Origin of the sequence: Paenalicyclobacillus cellulosilyticus, from assembly GCF_014647315.1 — a bacterium.
In the GTDB taxonomy this organism is placed as follows: domain Bacteria; phylum Bacillota; class Bacilli; order Alicyclobacillales; family Alicyclobacillaceae; genus Alicyclobacillus_J; species Alicyclobacillus_J cellulosilyticus.
Genome location: NZ_BMOY01000047.1, coordinates 1 through 16,300, shown reverse-complemented (window position 1 = coordinate 16,300; position 16,300 = coordinate 1). Strand labels below are relative to the sequence as shown.

General features: G+C 52.8%; 13 protein-coding genes and 2 pseudogenes. 10 read left to right on the top strand and 5 right to left on the bottom strand.

The genetic code is table 11. The features are described from left to right. Nucleotides 1-277 precede the first annotated feature (277 nt). From IEX97_RS11645 to IEX97_RS11635, 3 genes and pseudogenes are all read right to left on the bottom strand, one after another. Nucleotides 278-763: pseudogene (locus IEX97_RS11645) on the bottom strand (IS110 family transposase); the annotation flags it as partial. Nucleotides 764-778: 15 nt separating this feature from the next. Continuing rightward, complete coding sequence (locus IEX97_RS11640) at nucleotides 779-1,213, bottom strand: cupin domain-containing protein (RefSeq protein ID WP_229776857.1); 435 nt, start codon at nucleotides 1,211-1,213, stop codon at nucleotides 779-781. Nucleotides 1,214-1,229: 16 nt separating this feature from the next. Further along, nucleotides 1,230-2,021, bottom strand: a complete 792-nt coding sequence (locus IEX97_RS11635; protein WP_229776856.1) for a cysteine hydrolase family protein — start codon at nucleotides 2,019-2,021, stop codon at nucleotides 1,230-1,232. Between the two features lie 289 nt (nucleotides 2,022-2,310). Here IEX97_RS11635 and IEX97_RS11630 point away from each other — a divergent pair, with 289 nt between their 5' ends. From IEX97_RS11630 to IEX97_RS11590, 9 genes are all read left to right on the top strand, one after another. Further along, the gene (locus IEX97_RS11630; RefSeq protein WP_188883200.1) at nucleotides 2,311-3,132 is read left to right on the top strand and encodes a creatininase family protein; all 822 of its coding nucleotides are present in this window, start codon (nucleotides 2,311-2,313) and stop codon (nucleotides 3,130-3,132) included. Between the two features lie 194 nt (nucleotides 3,133-3,326). Continuing rightward, the gene (locus tag IEX97_RS11625; RefSeq protein WP_188883199.1) at nucleotides 3,327-4,667 is read left to right on the top strand and encodes an FAD-binding oxidoreductase; all 1,341 of its coding nucleotides are present in this window, start codon (nucleotides 3,327-3,329) and stop codon (nucleotides 4,665-4,667) included. Nucleotides 4,668-4,694: 27 nt separating this feature from the next. Next, nucleotides 4,695-5,486: an ABC transporter ATP-binding protein gene (locus IEX97_RS11620; protein WP_188883197.1), complete on the top strand. Its 792-nt coding sequence runs from the start codon at nucleotides 4,695-4,697 to the stop codon at nucleotides 5,484-5,486. A gap of 11 nt (nucleotides 5,487-5,497) precedes the next feature. After that, nucleotides 5,498-6,286, top strand: a complete 789-nt coding sequence (locus IEX97_RS11615) for an ABC transporter permease (protein WP_188883195.1) — start codon at nucleotides 5,498-5,500, stop codon at nucleotides 6,284-6,286. A gap of 92 nt (nucleotides 6,287-6,378) precedes the next feature. After that, nucleotides 6,379-7,380, top strand: coding sequence for an ABC transporter substrate-binding protein (locus IEX97_RS11610; protein ID WP_188883193.1), 1,002 nt, complete (start codon nucleotides 6,379-6,381; stop codon nucleotides 7,378-7,380). Between the two features lie 47 nt (nucleotides 7,381-7,427). Then, the gene (locus tag IEX97_RS11605) at nucleotides 7,428-9,155 is read left to right on the top strand and encodes a CocE/NonD family hydrolase (protein WP_229776855.1); all 1,728 of its coding nucleotides are present in this window, start codon (nucleotides 7,428-7,430) and stop codon (nucleotides 9,153-9,155) included. Between the two features lie 5 nt (nucleotides 9,156-9,160). After that, nucleotides 9,161-10,528: an amidohydrolase family protein gene (locus tag IEX97_RS11600; RefSeq protein ID WP_188883192.1), complete on the top strand. Its 1,368-nt coding sequence runs from the start codon at nucleotides 9,161-9,163 to the stop codon at nucleotides 10,526-10,528. 87 nt (nucleotides 10,529-10,615) lie between these two features. Then, nucleotides 10,616-11,848, top strand: a complete 1,233-nt coding sequence (locus IEX97_RS11595; protein WP_188883191.1) for an amidase — start codon at nucleotides 10,616-10,618, stop codon at nucleotides 11,846-11,848. Beyond that, nucleotides 11,845-12,861 carry an acetamidase/formamidase family protein gene (locus IEX97_RS11590; protein WP_229776854.1) on the top strand — a complete coding sequence of 339 codons (1,017 nt, stop codon included), beginning with the start codon at nucleotides 11,845-11,847 and terminating at the stop codon, nucleotides 12,859-12,861. Before IEX97_RS11595 ends, IEX97_RS11590 begins: the two co-directional genes overlap by 4 nt. Before the next feature lie 117 nt (nucleotides 12,862-12,978). Here IEX97_RS11590 and IEX97_RS11585 read toward each other — a convergent pair whose 3' ends face one another. Further along, nucleotides 12,979-14,379: a methyl-accepting chemotaxis protein gene (locus IEX97_RS11585; RefSeq protein WP_188883189.1), complete on the bottom strand. Its 1,401-nt coding sequence runs from the start codon at nucleotides 14,377-14,379 to the stop codon at nucleotides 12,979-12,981. 196 nt (nucleotides 14,380-14,575) lie between these two features. Here IEX97_RS11585 and IEX97_RS11580 point away from each other — a divergent pair, with 196 nt between their 5' ends. Further along, on the top strand, nucleotides 14,576-15,910 hold the full coding sequence (locus tag IEX97_RS11580) for a sensor domain-containing diguanylate cyclase (protein WP_188883188.1): 1,335 nt from the start codon (nucleotides 14,576-14,578) through the stop codon (nucleotides 15,908-15,910). A gap of 51 nt (nucleotides 15,911-15,961) precedes the next feature. Here IEX97_RS11580 and IEX97_RS11575 read toward each other — a convergent pair. Then, nucleotides 15,962-16,300 (bottom strand): annotated as a pseudogene (locus IEX97_RS11575) (hypothetical protein); the annotation flags it as partial.

The window sequence follows — 16,300 nt, the reverse complement described above, 5'->3', positions numbered from 1 at the left end:
ACGACCACCAAGATGGCGGAATGTCGGTACAACTCTCACGCCAATGGCGGTGAGAAATTCACCGCCAAACAACGTGAGCGGCTACACAGACTGACGACCGGACAGCGATGGACGACTTGCTGCCGTGGTCGGAGCGTCTGCCAGAGCGAATCCGCAGGCGGTCGAAAAAAGCATAGCATGTGAAACTGCCCCGCTGGTTCCCCGGCGGGGTTGTTCGTCATGCATGAGTTTGGTGCAGCCGTGGAGGGAATGCAAGGTGGGCGGGATTTGACGCTTACAGACATACCAACACCGCTTTGCCTTCCCAGTCCCGAAACACCTCCGTGAACTCCGGGAAAAACCGGTCGAGCCAATTGTGGATGCGGACCTGCACTCGTTTGATGTCTTCGAGCAGACGCTCTCGTTGATTCATCCCCACGCGTAGCTCCGCGTAGACGTCCTTAGGGATATTGGGTACGGAATAGCGTCCGTCTTTGACTAATTGCGAGATGACACGGGCGTCCTTGTGGTCATTCTTCGTCGGGTTATTGTCGTCCAGCTCTTTGCTCTTCTTCACATGCAGTGGATTGACCAGAACGACGTCAATCCCGTGCTGGCGAAGGAACTGAGCCAGATTCATCCAATAGTGCCCGGTGGGCTCGACGCCGAATACCACATGGTCACAGACGTGATCGGCCATGAGCGTCCGCATCCACGTGAGCAGTTTTTCCATACCGCATCTGGTGTTGTCAAAGGACAGAGGCTTGCCAAGCTCAATACCGCGAACTTTATTGAAACTTTAATTTAGGATCCGTCTTAGGATCGCTTGATCTTCCTCATCCAATCGGGCCGGAATGCCAGAGCGAATAAGAGTAGAAAAGTTCTCATCTGGAATCATCGTAGTCACGACATACAACCGAGTATTCCCGGTGTTCTCCAGCACGTGCGGCGTCTTCGGGGGCACGAGCACATGAGCACCTGGTTGCAAATGGACTTCCGTCTCTCCTATGAAGGCGCGACCTGTGCCATACAGCACAAAGAAGTGCTCAAATGCCTCCTTGTGCTCATTGGGCGGCGTGGCGCCACCGACATCGAATATTTCGATGCACATCATGAAAGGAAGAGGCGCTTGGTTCGAGTCGCAGAGAAGTGCAAACTTATTGGTATCTTGGGCTTTGATTTTGTACACAGGGTAATCATCTAGTGTTCCGCACAGCATAGGGTATTGATTCAAGAAAACCAACCTCCCATTAGGTTTGTCGGTTCTTTGTTTCCGACTCTGCCGTCGCCTGAATCAAGGCGGTGGAAGTGGAAACAAATCCATAACACTGCTTCACGTTGTAGAGCGTCGCTTCCCAGCAGAAGTCTGGCGATGTCGTGGCGGTGCAGTCCTCTAAGAGAACACAGTCGTAACCGAGGAAACAAGCGTCTTGCAGCGTAGACATCACGCATTGATCGGTGTTTACCCCGCAGAAGAAAAGCGTGGTCACGCCCATGTTGCGTAGAATGCTGTCCAGCGGTGTGTCCCAAAAGCCGCTCATCCGGAATTTGTCGACATACACATCTCGTTCATCCCGAGGAAGTTCTTCGATGATGTCCGCCCCCCAACTTCCCTTTTCAAGAACCTTCGATCCGTTATGAGGCAACGCTTCACCGATGCCGATTTCATCCTCATCCCGCTTGTAAACGAAAAGCGTCGCCGGGCTGAGGTTTAGCCGGTCGGGCCGATTGCCCCAGTTGACCCAAATGACAGGAATGCCTTCTTTGCGTGCAAACGGAAGGAGCACTTGCAGAGGTGGAACAACGCGCCGCACGCGTTCGATATCCACACCCACGGAATGCAACCATCCTCCCGGGGAGCAAAAATCGTTCTGCATGTCGATAACCATTACAGCGCAGCGGTTGAGATCAACCGTCAGGTTTTTCGGTTGTGCTCTGAAACGGACAGCGCGAATGCTTTCCTGCGGGTATGTAATGTCAACTTCGTCTTTTGAGATTCTCCATACGCGATGGGAATGACCCAACCGGAAGATGGATACCACCCCCGAAACCACTTTTGAGTAAGAATATATTACATAAAAGATTTTAACGCAAGATATTTCACAAGATATTTCATCGGCGATAAGGGGTTATTATCGAATATAATATGACATATGTACACTGAATATGAGTCTGAGCAAGTTAATGTGCACAAATTTGGTTATATAACTTGACACATACCGCGATGCAACCTAATATCGTCAGTAAAGATGACTTATAAGGCATCAGACTATACGAGTCCTATGTGTAACGGTAAGGCTCCATCTTACGCCAACCCAGGAGGGGCAATGAATGACCGACGCGCGATACTGGTGGAACGGAATGACCAAGGAATTGTCAGAGAGGTTCTTGCCTCGCCATTCTGCGACGCGCGCCGGGCAAATCGCTAAGGAGGGCGGGGTTGTTATTGTTCCGGTCGGAGCTACTGAACAACACGGCCCTCATTTACCTCTGTTTACTGATGCGATCATCGTTCAGTCTCTACTCGTTGGTGCGCTGCGTCGCCTGCCGCCAGACCATCCTTTCTATTTCTTGTATCCAATTGCGCTCAGCTACAGCATGGAACACATTGGTTTTTCTGGAACGGTGGCACTCAGCGCGGATACTACATTGCGCGTTTTAATGGAAGTCGGTGAATCACTAAGCCGCTGCGGTTTTAAGAAGGTGGTGTTTCTCAACGGGCATGGTGGCAATGTGGGCTTGATGCACGTGGCTGCGCGGGAAATTCGGATGAGGACCGGTCTATGGGTGTTTGTGATCCATGCCGGTGCTTTGCACGAAGGAATCATTCTGAACGAGAGAGAGTCGTTGTACGGTATACATGCCGGGGCACATGAGACGTCTTTAGTGATGGCGCTGATGCCAGAATGGGTAGATATGGAAAATATAGTGAGCGAGTATCCGGAATTTCTCCCTCATTTGAAGGAGTTGACACTTGAGGGTGCGGTCGCTTTCGCTTGGAAAACATCGGATTTGACCACATCAGGCGTGATTGGAGATGCGTCCCATGCCACGTGTGAGTTGGGCAAACGTCTCTACAACGCAATGGTGACGAAACTGACATCTGTTTTGTCTGAGATAGCCAACTTTGCACCTAGGAGCGTGTCCGAGTAATCAAATTTACTGCATGTACATGCGAAATGCTGAGTAAAAACAGCGATGATATACAGTTCCATGAGCATTTTATACAGGAAAATCGAATACTCGGACACGCTCCTAGCACATTTGATTCAGATTAGACAAAACGATTGCACCGCAATGCGTAGTTTGTCATTGGAACTGAAGTCGCGGAAAGAGGAGGAAAGTTTATGAAAACTGAATGGCTTTCTAAATTAAAACAAGTTCTCCCCGGTGAGACTGTGTTTACTGATACACACAGCCGCATGAAATTTTCGAGGGATTATTTTCATTTTTCTCCTGTGTTGGAACGTGAATTGAGCTCGTGCGTGGCTGACTGTATCGTTCGCCCTCACACGGACGCGGAGCTCGATATGGTGTTGAGTATTGCGGCTGAGTATGAAGTACCTATCACCGTTCGTGGCAGCGGTACAGGGAATTACGGACAGTCGGTACCTATGTGCGGTGGCATAGTACTGGACATGTCGAGTTTGGACCAAATCCTTGGGATTGAAAATGGGATCATGGTGGCCCGAGCAGGTGCGCGCATGGGACGCATGGAAAGATTCGCGCGCAGACACGGGTGGGAGTTGCGGGTGTATCCAAGTACATTTCGTACGGCCACCATCGGTGGTTTCGTCGCGGGGGGGTCTGGAGGCATCGGATCCATCAAATGGGGTACAGTTTGGGACGGATGGGTTCGGAAGTTGAAGGTGAAGACCGTAGAAAGTCAACCGCGTACCGTCTTGGTAGAAGGAGATGAGGTCATTCCGTACATCCACAATTACGGTACGTCAGGCGTAGTGTCAGAGCTTCATATAGCCCTGGCGCCAAAGGTGGAGTGGGAACAATGGGCAATTGCATTCTCTGATTTTATCTTGGCTCTTAGGTTTGGCTTGGCACTGGCGCACGACGAAGCGCTGCCTAAACGGTTGGTATCAATTCATGAATGGCCCATTCCATCGTATTTTTCTCCGATACGGCTGCCTCGCGACCGCGCCGTGTGTTTGCTCGAAGTTGGTACAGAGGGTGCAGAACGGCTTTTGAAGTACGTCAATGAGTTTAGAGGAGACATCGCCCTGCACATCGGGCCGGAGGCGTATCATCGCGGGACGGGGTTGTCAGATTTTACGTGGAACCACACGACACTGTGGGCCCGAAAGCAAGATCCTAATATGACCTATCTTCAAGCACAGTTCTCTATCCAAACCTGGGAGAATCAGATTCAAATACTTAAATCAGAATTCCCGGACCTATTGATGCACATTGAATTGATGAAGAGCCAGGATGTGTTGACGGTGTCCGGCTTGCCTCTGCTTCCTTACAAGGATGACGTACATCTTGACGCGGTCATCCAGCGCTGTGAGTCCATTGGAGTGTTTATCGCCAATCCGCACACTTGGCGGTTGGAGTACGGCGGGCGTTCGCCTGAAAAGAAGAAGTTGCTTGAAGTGAAACGAATGAATGACCCATTTGGACTTCTCAATCCACTCAAACTCAATATCGAAGAGAACGCAGAACAGGCCGTCTAAGCAACGAGGGGTTTTGGAGGCGAGAATATGGCGTTAACCTTTCCTAATCCAGCTATGGAAGCTCGGCCAGTTGCTATCGTCCTCAGAGATGTCGGAATGTGTTATGATGGCGAGACTTGGGCATTGCGAGACGTCAACCTGACGGTGCGTGAAGGTGAGTTCGTCTCTCTGCTGGGGCCGTCTGGTTGCGGTAAATCAACCATCCTGCGCACGATTGCGGGGTTACAGACCGTCACATCAGGTTCTGTGGAAGTATTGGGTTCGCCAGCTGGTGAGTTGTTTAATCGCCGTGGAGAGCTATCGTTCGTCTTTCAAGAACCCACACTGATGCCGTGGCGATCCGTGCTCGCAAATGTGGCTCTCCCGTTAGAACTGATGGGAGTCCCCAAACGGGAAAGACTCTCACGAGCGATGGAAATGTTGGCAATGGTCGGATTGGATAGTGTAGCGAACAAGTTACCACGACAATTGTCCGGTGGGATGAAAATGCGCGTTTCCATCGCCCGCGCGCTGGTTTCAAATCCAAAATTGTTGTTACTTGATGAACCTTTTGCGGCATTGGATGAGATTACACGGGAGCGGCTGCAGGAAGAACTGCTTCGTTTGTGGCAACGGTTTGGAATGACGGTGGTCTTCGTGACACACAACGTGTTTGAGGCAGTCTATTTGTCATCGCGAGTGGTCGTCATGCAGGCAAATCCAGGCACCGTTCGGGCAGAGTTGAGCATTGAGACGCCTTATCCGCGCTCAAGAGAGGTGATCGGTACACCTGATTTCATGAACATGGTCGCCAAGGCTGTCCAACTGCTCGGGGATTGAGGTGGTCTTTCATGGGTGGAATGACGTGGGTGAGACGATATCTTCCGCCTGCACTCATCTTCATTGGTTTTCTTATCCTGTGGCAAGCTGTGTGTGTGTTAGGCCGGATTCCGCCATATCTCATTCCTACGCCAGTGCAAGTATTTTGGGCTATCATCGTGCACTGGTCTACATTATGGGATGCAACTTGGATCACATTGGAGAGTGCGTTTTTCGGTTTCTTGCTCAGCATTGTGATTGGAGTGGCCGTTGCCTTCATCATGTCGCAGGCGAAATGGATAGAACGCAGCTTGTATCCTTACGCCATCCTGCTGCAAACCGTACCAATTGTCGCCGTGGCTCCACTTGTCATCATATGGGTGGGCGCAGGCATGCGAGCGATTGTGGTGATTGCATTTCTGATTGCAGTTTTTCCTATCATATCCAACACGAACTTCGGATTTCTTTCGACAGATCAAAATTTGATCAGCCTGGTAAAGATGTACAATCGATCTCGGTGGATGATGGCTGTAAAGGTACGATTTCCCAGTGCATTGCCTCAAATGTTTGCAGGTCTGAAAATCTCAGCTGGCCTGGCTGTCATTGGAGCCATTGTAGGTCAGTTCGTAGCGGGGATGGGGGGTTCTACCGGTGGTCTAGGATACCTGATTACAGAGACGTCGCAGAACTTGCAAATGGATTATCTCTTCGCAGCTGTGTTCGCAAGTGCTGTCCTTGGAATCTTTCACTTCGGATTGGTCAATCTGATCTCCACCCTTTGCATCGGGAGGTGGCATGAATCTGCGTTGGTCAAGGATTAAGCCAATGTACTTAACGAAGTGACCTGCAGTTTGGTTTCAAAGTTCCAGAATGAAGCGCACAAATACAGGAATTGAAGGAGGAAATTGTTCTTATGAATCGGATAATGAGAAGGGTTTTCGCAGGACTTACCACATTAGCGGCTAGTTCCATCACATTGTTGGCCGGAGAAGCTTCGGCCGCTTTCAAACATAAAAAATACCAAACGAATCCTAGTGTCTCCCAAGTCATGAATTGGTTTGCCGAGCCAGAGGAAGGAGGCCAATTTGATGCGCAGGTGACAGGCCTGTATCAAAAGATGGGCCTCAATATGAAGACGGATCAAGGTGGACCACAGGTGTCTACCGTTCCTCTGGTTGCATCTGGAAAATACACTTTTGGGATGGCAAGTGCAGACACCATTTTGCTTGCTCGAGCGCAAGGAATTCCGGTCGTGGCCATCTTCGCTGTCTTTCAGACAGATCCACAGGTACTCATTTGGCATGCTGGTCAACCGATCCATGGATTTTCGGACATGAATGGTCATCCGGTCTATGTGTCCAGTGCCTCTCCGTACTGGAAATATTTAGTATTAAAATACCATTTGGATCAGGCGCAGCAGATGCAGTATACAGGTTCCCTTGTTCCGTTCATTCACTCTCCAAATGCTGTAATTCAAGGGTTTGTGACAAATGAGCCGTGGGTGCTGAAGAATAAAGGGGTCAAGGTTCAGTACAAGCTCATCGCGGACTCAGGGTTCAATCCATATCAAAATGTCTTATTTACCACGGAAGAGGAGATTCAGAAGCATCCGGATATCGTGGCAAAATATGTTAAAGCCTCACAACAGGGCTGGAGACACTATTTCAAAGATCCCGGACCGGCTCACGCACAGATCAAGAAACTTAATCCAGATATGAGCCCAGCGTTGATGCATTTTGCTTGGGAGCAAGAGAAGCCTCTCATCCAGGGCGGGGATGCACAGGTGCACGGCATCGGTTACATGACCAAGGCACGCTGGCAACAGCTTGCGAAGCAATTGGAACAAGTGGGGCTGCTCAAGCCTGGATTTAAGGTCGACGGGGCGTTTACCAATCAGTTTATTCCCCAGAAATAAATCCGCAGTGTTTAAGTAAAGATGGCCGTGAAAGGGTGCCTTCAAGGGTGAGTAAACTAGGCGGTGTTACGGTCGAGCGTGCAGTCCCTTGTGAGATGCGGGACGGTACAGTGTTATTTGCTGATATTTACCGTCCCGAAGAAATGGATAAGCCATTGCCTATCCTATTGATGCGTCAACCGTACGGGAGGAGAATCGCCTCTACCGTCACCTATGCCCATCCGATATGGTACGCACGCCATGGATTTATCGTTGTTGTGCAAGACGTGCGCGGGCGCGGCGATTCCTTGGGCGTTTTTGAACCTTTCATTCAAGAGATAGAGGACGGGTATGATGCAGTGGAATGGGCAGCCCGTCTGCCCGGAAGCAATGGAAAAGTGGGTATGTACGGTTTTTCTTATCAAGGTTATACCCAGTTGGCGGCTGCGGCCGCCCGTCCTCCTCACTTGGTAGCCATCGCGCCGGCCATGTGCGCTGCTGACCTCTTTCACGGGTGGTTTTACCCACTCGGTCGGCTTTCCATCGGGGTGACGTTACCGTGGGCAGCTCAATTGGCCAGGGACGAAGCGAGGCGCAGGCATCTTCCGAACATAGAAGAACGATTAACAGAAATCATGGTGAATCCAGGGCCGTGGTTGCGTCATCTTCCGTTGAATGAACTTCCTGAGATTACTGATCTTGCCCCCTTTTATCGTGACTGGGTAGAACACTCCACGTATGACGATTACTGGGTTGCCCGCAATCTTCTACCTAAACTTACGGAATGGTGTGTGCCAGCGTACCACATTGGAGGATGGTTTGATCCATATCTTCACGGAACACTGCAGACGTTTGAGGCGATTTTCCAATCTGGAAACGAGGCGGCACGCCAACAACGGCTGCTGATTGGGCCTTGGGCCCACATACCGTGGGGTGAAAGGGTGGCAGGAAGTTCTTTTGGCCGTATGGCCGCCGGTCACGTGGATCGAGAGTTGGTGCGTTGGTTCAAATATTGGTTGCACGGTGAGGGGGACATCAATGAAATTCCACTTGTTCGATATTTTGAACTTGGAAGCAATGTATGGAGGACAGCAAATGCATGGCCGGTGGATACAATTGAAGAACACAAGGTTTGGTACTTGACCTCCGTTGACGATCCTGCCAATGGTGCGTTAGGTGGGGGCAATCTTTGTGAGGGTTCGAATCCATCGCATTCATCGTTGGACCTGTTCGTATATGACGCTCGTCTGCCGATGCCCTGCGAGTCTTTTCTCCCTGTAGACCGAAGTGAAATTCAACAGAGAAATGAAATCTTGGTTTATACGAGCTCTCCTTTGCCGAAACCCATACACGTTGCTGGTTCACCGCGTGTGGTGGTGTGGGTGAACGCCCTCGGCGGACCAACCGATCTTGTTGTCGTTTTAACGGTTGTTGGTGAGGATGGAACGGCGAAATTCTTGTCCATTGGCCGAGGGTTCGTCCCTTCTCTGGAGCAGGAAGTGAACATCGGATATATCGATCACGCTCAGAATTCGTCTATGGATGGGTGGTTGGAATTAACCATCATGATGAGGCCAATCGCGGTGCAACTGAAGCAAGGTGAATCAATTCGACTGGAATTGACCGGAAGTGCGTTTCCGCTCATCGCGCGGTACCCTAACCACGTAAACGAGAACGAACTCGCTCATATCGGGCCAGAAAAGCTGCAGATTGCAACGGTGGCTGTGGCTTCGAGCTCTCACCATCCTTCCCGTATTTATCTTCCGGTTATCCGACCATCTGAATCGGAGGTCTAGATATAATGGTTGTTACACCACAGACACTGGTACAATTGCCCTCGACCTTTACGTTATGTCGCGTACATTTGCTGGATCGCCCTGGCCTTTTTGACGTACACGTGCAGGATGGATTTATCCATGACGTGTATCCGACTTTATTCTCAGAGTCGTCCCATGAAGATCAATCAGTGCATCTCGAGACATGGCCGCCACAAGTGCGGGCAGATCGGTATGACCTCGCTGGTCGCCTCCTTTTGCCGGGTTTTGTGGATATCCATGTCCATTTGGATAAGGCGTTGACGCTTCCATTTACACCTAGTACGTCAGGAACCCTTGTTGCGGCCATCGAAGCATTTGAACGCTACCATGCCATTCTGACGGCGGATGATGTCTATCGGAGGACAGTTTCTGTCGCGTTGATGGCCTTATCGCATGGGACGACGACCTTGCGCACCCATATCAATTTCCATGATCGTCGATACGTGGATGAGGTTCTGGCAGGGATACAAGCCGCTCGTGACGAGCTGAAGGGTCAGTTCGACATCCAGGTAGTATTGATGTGTCCTTTGGTCGAACATCCCGAGGTGGATACGTTGCTTCGAGAGAGGGCTGAAGCGTTCGTGGCAGTCGGAGGAGCCCCTCATTTATCACCGCAACCAGAGGAAAATATGAACTGGATTGTGAGTTTGGCTCATCGCCATGAGTTGAGTGTGGATGTTCACGTGGATGAAACGTTGAACCCTGATGTACGGACGTTGGACCACCTCGCGCGCCTTGTAAAAAATCGGGATTTTCCATCACCTGTCGTTGCAGGTCATTGTGTCTCGCTCGACGCGATGCCCGAGGCTGAGGCCGTGGAAATTGTCGAACGGGTAGCAGAAGCAGGTGTAGGTATCGTGACTTTGCCGGGTGCCAATTTGTATTTGCAGGGCAGAGAAGATCGCTCAAGCGTGCGTCGTGGTGTGACGCGGATTAAGCTGCTGCAACAAAAGGGTGTCCTCGTCGCTGCAGCGTCGGATAACATACAGGATGTCTTTCATCCGTATGGGAGGGGAGATTTGATCGATGCAGCGCTCCTCGCTGCTTACTGTGGACACTTTCTGCCGTCGGATGCAGAAAACGCATTGAAAATGATCAGTTTGGTACCAGGTCGATTGGCGGTACATCCAAAATATGGAATACGTGTTGGCAACGAAGCCGATATGGTTGTGTTGGATGCATCAGATCCGCTTTCGGTTCTACAGTCGTTAACTCCAAACCGCTGGGTATTTAAACGAGGGAAACTCGTTGCGGGTCAATGGGGTGGGTCTTGGTTATCGGAGCAACTCCCCTTCACGTTAACCGCTTTTGTTGATGTTCAATTTTCCGGGGAAAGCTTTAGGTTGGTCTGAATCAGGAATGTTTAGGCATGAAAGCAGGATTGCATAGATTTAAGCCATCTGTCAACAATCAAGCGAATTTTAAAAGGAGTTTCCCGTATGGACGATCGTTGGGGGGCAATGTTCAGGCCGGATGTGCTCGTTCCTCCACTCGCTTCCGGTCCATTGGACGGAAAGACGTTTGCAGCCAAAGACAACATCGATGTCGCCGGGTATGTAACGGGTGCGGGGAATCCGGACTGGTTGCGCACGCACAAAACGGCATCACGCCATGCTGAGGTGGTCGCCCTGTTGTTGGAGGCTGGAGCCACGCTCACAGGCAAGACACATACTGACGAATTGATGTACAGCCTGAACGGAGAGAACGTCCATTATGGTACACCCGTCAACCCGCGTGCACCTGGACACGTGCCAGGAGGTTCTTCGAGTGGTTCGGCCGTTGCAGTGGCGGCAGGACTCACAGATTTTGCCTTGGGCACAGATACGGGGGGGTCCATCCGAGTTCCATCCAGCTACTGTGGCATATACGGGATTCGTCCGACACATGGCCGAGTATCCATGGACGGTGTGGTAAAGCTGGCACCCAGTTTTTGTACAGTTGGTTGGATGGCGCGCACAGCGACCGATTTGGCTTTGGTAGGAGACATTCTCTTCAAAGCAAACCCCGGTCGAGGCGGGATGGAGGCAAAACGATTCACCCGTTGTATCGTTCCAGTCGATATACTGCACCTGGCCGAGCCGTCTGTCCTCGATCCATTTCTCGAGGCGCTTGCACGACTGCAAAGCGATTTTGACGTCATCCGGTTTGAAACCGTGGCACCGGAAGGATTGGCGGTGTGGAAGTGGGCGTTTCGCGTCCTGCAAGGTCGCGAAATCTGGAAGACGCACGGGGCGTGGATCGAGGCGGTGCACCCCACATTCGGACCTGGAATTGCGGAACGTTTCGCTTGGACGAGGAAACTCACGGAAGAGGAGGAGAGGCTGGCTCGCAGGCTGCGGGCCTCCGCAATTCGGCGTTTGAAGGCGCTGCTCGACGAGAACACCGTACTTTTTATGCCAACCGCACCCGGCGGGGCACCCAAAGTCGGCCTGGACACCGCAACGCTGGAAGGATGGCGGTCAAAGTTGATGCAGTTCACCTGCATTGCGGGACTTGGAGGTCTTCCGGAGATTACCATCCCGTCCATGGTGGTCGACGGACTGCCGGTCGGTTTCTCGGTTATTGCTGCACGTGATCAAGATGAACGGATGCTAAAGTGGGTGGTCAAGTGGTCAGAACGCTTGGTACTCTCTCATCCCCCGACGGGTAGAGAAGGAGGACGGACAAATTGAGGCTGCATCGGCTTTACGCCACAAAGGACACCGTGCATTGGGGGTATTTCAATCGCGATCTACAACCCGTCCTCTACGTGGATTCAGGTGACTTGATTGAAGTGGAAACGATTACCCATCATGCTGGGGATGCTCCGGACCTGATGATGGACGAAGCGATCGCACAGTTGTTTGGAGACGTTGCGATGGCGGATCGAGGTCCAGGAAAGCACATCCTCACTGGCCCCATCCATGTGGCGGGCGCGCAACCAGGCGATATGTTGGAAGTGCAGTTCCTGGATCTGATCCCAAGACATCCATACGGTTCCAATGTGACCGCCAGTTGGGGCTATTTGTATTCCGACCTTGGCCCGGAGGAGTGGGTGACGATCTATGAATTTGACGAGGCGTACCGAACGGCGCGTCCCATCTTCCGGTTTACCTACCCCGGACGCTACGACGTCCCGGGGCAGATCATTGCGGCCGATGAAGTCCAACGCGAACCGATTTCTCGCTCTATTTCTGTTCCGTTGCGGCCACACGTCGGGTGTGCCGGCGTAGCCCCCGAGTGGAGCGGAAGGCAGAGCACCGTTCCTCCCGGTCATCACGGCGGGAATGTCGACAACTGGCGCCTCGGCAAAGGTGCTAAGGCATTTTATCCTGTGTTCGTGGAAGGCGCACTCCTTTCCCTCGGCGATCCGCACGCGGCTCAAGGTGACGGGGAACTGACCGGCACCGCCATCGAATCGTCTCTGCACGTCTTGATCCGGGTGATGGTGCGGAAAGATTTCTATTTGCCAACGCCAGTCATCGAGACAAATGAGATGTGGATGATTCATGGGTTTTCGCCCGACTTGAACGAAGCCGCACGGCAAGCAGCAAAATACACGCTTCGTTTTCTCACCGACATCAAAGGCCTAACGGTTCGAGAAGCTTATTCTCTCATGAGTGCAGGTGTGGATTTCACCATTACTCAAGTGGCGAATCGTACATTTGGGGTTCACACTGCCATACCCAAGGCGATGTTCGAGTAGTGAAACTCAGTTCATTCACGCCGGGCGCCCGCTCATTCTTCTGTCGGCGCCCGGTGTTGAAGCAGTGTATGCTGTCTGATTAGGATTTGGATAGGACTTGTGCTTTTCTTTCTGAATTTACAGTTGAATCCTTACGTCTGCGCCGATGCATCCGATGACCGAGCCGTCGTCCCCGAAGACAGGTACGGCGATGGTCAGACACGGCTGTTGCGTGATGGCTGAGATGTAGGGGCGTGAAATAAATGGCGCTCCGGACATGGCCCCTTGGAACCAGGGCCGGTGACTTGCGTTGACCAAACCGGCAGGCGGCTCGGAATAAATGAATGAGCCGTCGCTGCGGTTGGACCACACCGCTTCGATGGCATGTTCCGTTTGCAACCATTCATATAACAGTGACGCGTGTGCTTCCGGGTCCATCGACAGAATGCGGGGATGCTTGGCCAAGTTTTCCAATTGCTGTTGCATCTGCGTGAGTTGACGCGTGTCCACAGACACACCTGGCGTTTCCATCGCAAACGTATCATCCAATTTGCGCAACGCTTCCCCCATGCGGGCCGAAGTATCGGCCAAGTGATTGGCCAGGTAGTCGAGCTTCTCGACTTGGATGCGTTGCTCAGATGCAAGTTGCAGCATTTCGTCGAGTTCATGGACCATCTTCTCCAGCGTCCGGGAAGCATGGCCCATTTGGCGTTGGGTGTCTTCGAACGTTTCTCGTTGTTTGCTGGCGGCGGCCGCGGTGATTTGGGCCAGCCGGGCGACTTCCTCAATGTGACGCGCGGCTTCGTGTACGCGAGCGGTCACGTCTTGGATACCTGCTGTTCCTGCTTCGACGAACGCGTGACTGTTGGCGGTTGTCGTCTTGAGCGACGACATGTCCGCGCGGATGCGATCCAACGTCTCGACGCTGGTCTTCAGCGTCTGCCGGCTTCTATCCGCCAACTGTCGGATTTCTTCCGCGAGAATGGAGAAGCCAGCGCCCGACTGGCCGGCGTGCGCCGCTTCGATGGCGGCGTTGAGGGCCAACAACATGGTTTCTCTGGCGATGTTCTCGATTGCATCCAGCACCGACTGGACCGATTCGACTCGCATCACAAACTCGTCCACGCGGCGGGATGTGTCGTGGACAATGTCGTGGAGTCGATGGATGGTGTTCGAAGATTTTTGCAACAGCTCTTCCACTGCTGTGAACAACGCAGTGATGGTTTGAATCTCTTCTTGCACGCGCTGCATGGAGTGGTCCACCGCCTGCGACATCTCCGTCGCCTTTTTCATCCTCGATACAGCGCCTTCCATTTCTCGCATGGCCACAACCGCGTCGTCCCGCAACTGTATCTCTGTCGCTTCACTTTGTGTGCTCAACCCCACCAGCGTGGCCGCAGTCTCCTTGACGTGGATGACCGCCGCATCAATCCGGTCCGCGGTCACTTTGGCGGTGTAATAAAGGGGTCGCAGTGGGCGGAGAACATCCGCCGAGGACTCCTCGTTCTGCGTCGCACTCCACTTCAACAAACGTGTCAACACACAGCCTCACCCATGTTGTGATGTGTTATAATACATTACAATATTATACCGATGTATGCGCAAAAAGCCAGATCCTCACGTGTTATGTGTAATAAAAAATGACAATATCATCAGGTGTTGCGCGCGGCGTGGCGCTGCCATCCACCGCATGGATTCATGTACATCCCCGTCGGGAAGGCAGGGTTGGGGAAGGGTGAAGGTTGTGCTCAGATGGTTGCTTTCCGGACGCTCCCATTGGCGGGTATGCGCCGTGATCGTCGCGGCGGGCATAGCTTCGGCGGGCGGGGCAGGTTTCATGCTTGCGGTCAGTTCGCCGAAGCAGGCGGACGTGTTTTCATGGCTTTGGTGGCGTCCGATGATGTTGGCACTCGGGCTGAATACGCCCGTATGTTGCGGCCTGATGATATGGATTTGGAACGGATATCAGCGCAAGAGTGACGAGTTGCAGAAGAAAAAGGCGGAAATTCTCTCCGGCTACATGAATGAACTGCGGGATAAAGAGAACGAGTTTCTCTCATTATTTTTCCACAATCCCGATTCCATCATGGCGTTCGATCACGCCGCACGGATCCTGCATATGAATCCAGCCGCCCAGCGCTTGTTGAACTACTCGTTAAGCGAGTTGCGCCGCATGGGCACCGGTGTGCTGGCGGCGATTGCGCCGGAGTCGGACACTGCCTCCCTTTTTGCCAAGGTATTGAGCGGGGGAGTCCTTGTGTTTGACAGCACGCTGCGGCGCAAAGACGGACAGATGGTTTACGTGCAAGCCACGGCGATTCCCATCTATCAAGACGGGCAAGTCCGGGGCGTCTACATCGTCTGCCGGGATGTGACCCAGCAGCGCGAGGCGGAGCGACGTATTCGCATGTTGGCCGATCTCGATCATCTAACCGGGCGATTCAATCGCAGGTATTTTTCTGAGCAACTGGAGCAAGCGTTGGTTGCCGCTGCGCAAGGTGGTCCGAAACCTGCCGTCCTGTTCGTGGACATCGACCGTTTCAAACAGATCAACGATGCCTTGGGGCATGATGCAGGAGACCATGTGCTGAAGACAGCGGCGGAACGCATGGCTGCGTGCATCGACCAAGGCGACGTGCTGGCTCGTTTTGGCGGGGATGAGTTTGCCGTCCTTTTGCGCGATGTGCAGATGGAAGATGCGACACACGTGGCCGAAAAGATCCTGCAAGTCCTCGAACAACCGGTCACCTTTGACGGGAACGAACTGTACCTGACAGCAAGCGTCGGGATCGCCGTCTATCCGGTTGGCGGCGATACAGCGGCCGCCCTTCTCCGCCATGCGGACGCCGCCATGTACGAGGCAAAACGGAAAGGAAAGAACCGCTACCAGGTGCACACGCCATCGATGCAGGCACAGGCATATGCGTTCAAAACGAACAAACTGGAGCACGACCTGCGCAGATCCATATGTAGCGGGGGAAGCCTAAAGCGTGAGTATCCTCCCGAGGAGGAGGAACGGAGCGGACGGGTCGTGGCTGCTGAAACGTTCTCCGGCGGACGCGTGGAATGAGGCCGCATCCCGGGCGAGAGGGAAAGCGGCCTCGCGCTTTTCTGCCTATCTTCATGCTTGTGTCTCGGCAGGCGTGGTGCTCGCGGGAGCGAGGCTGTGCTTGTCGCGTCCGTGCCCCAGCGGGCCTCGTTGTTGCACCAGTTGCTTCAGACGCGCGGTGAGGTTGCTGAGGATTTGTTGTTCTTTTTCGGCGGTCAATTTACCCGCCTGCACGGCCTGGTCCAACTTCGTCTTGACGTTCGCGGTCATCTGCGCGACCAGGTTGTCTGCCGAGATGCCTTTGCTCTCGGCCACCTGGGCGATGGATTGGCCTTGTTCGAGCTCAAGTTTGACACCACCCTTGATGTGACGCGGGTTTGTAGGCCCAAGTTTGTACCACACGCACTTTAG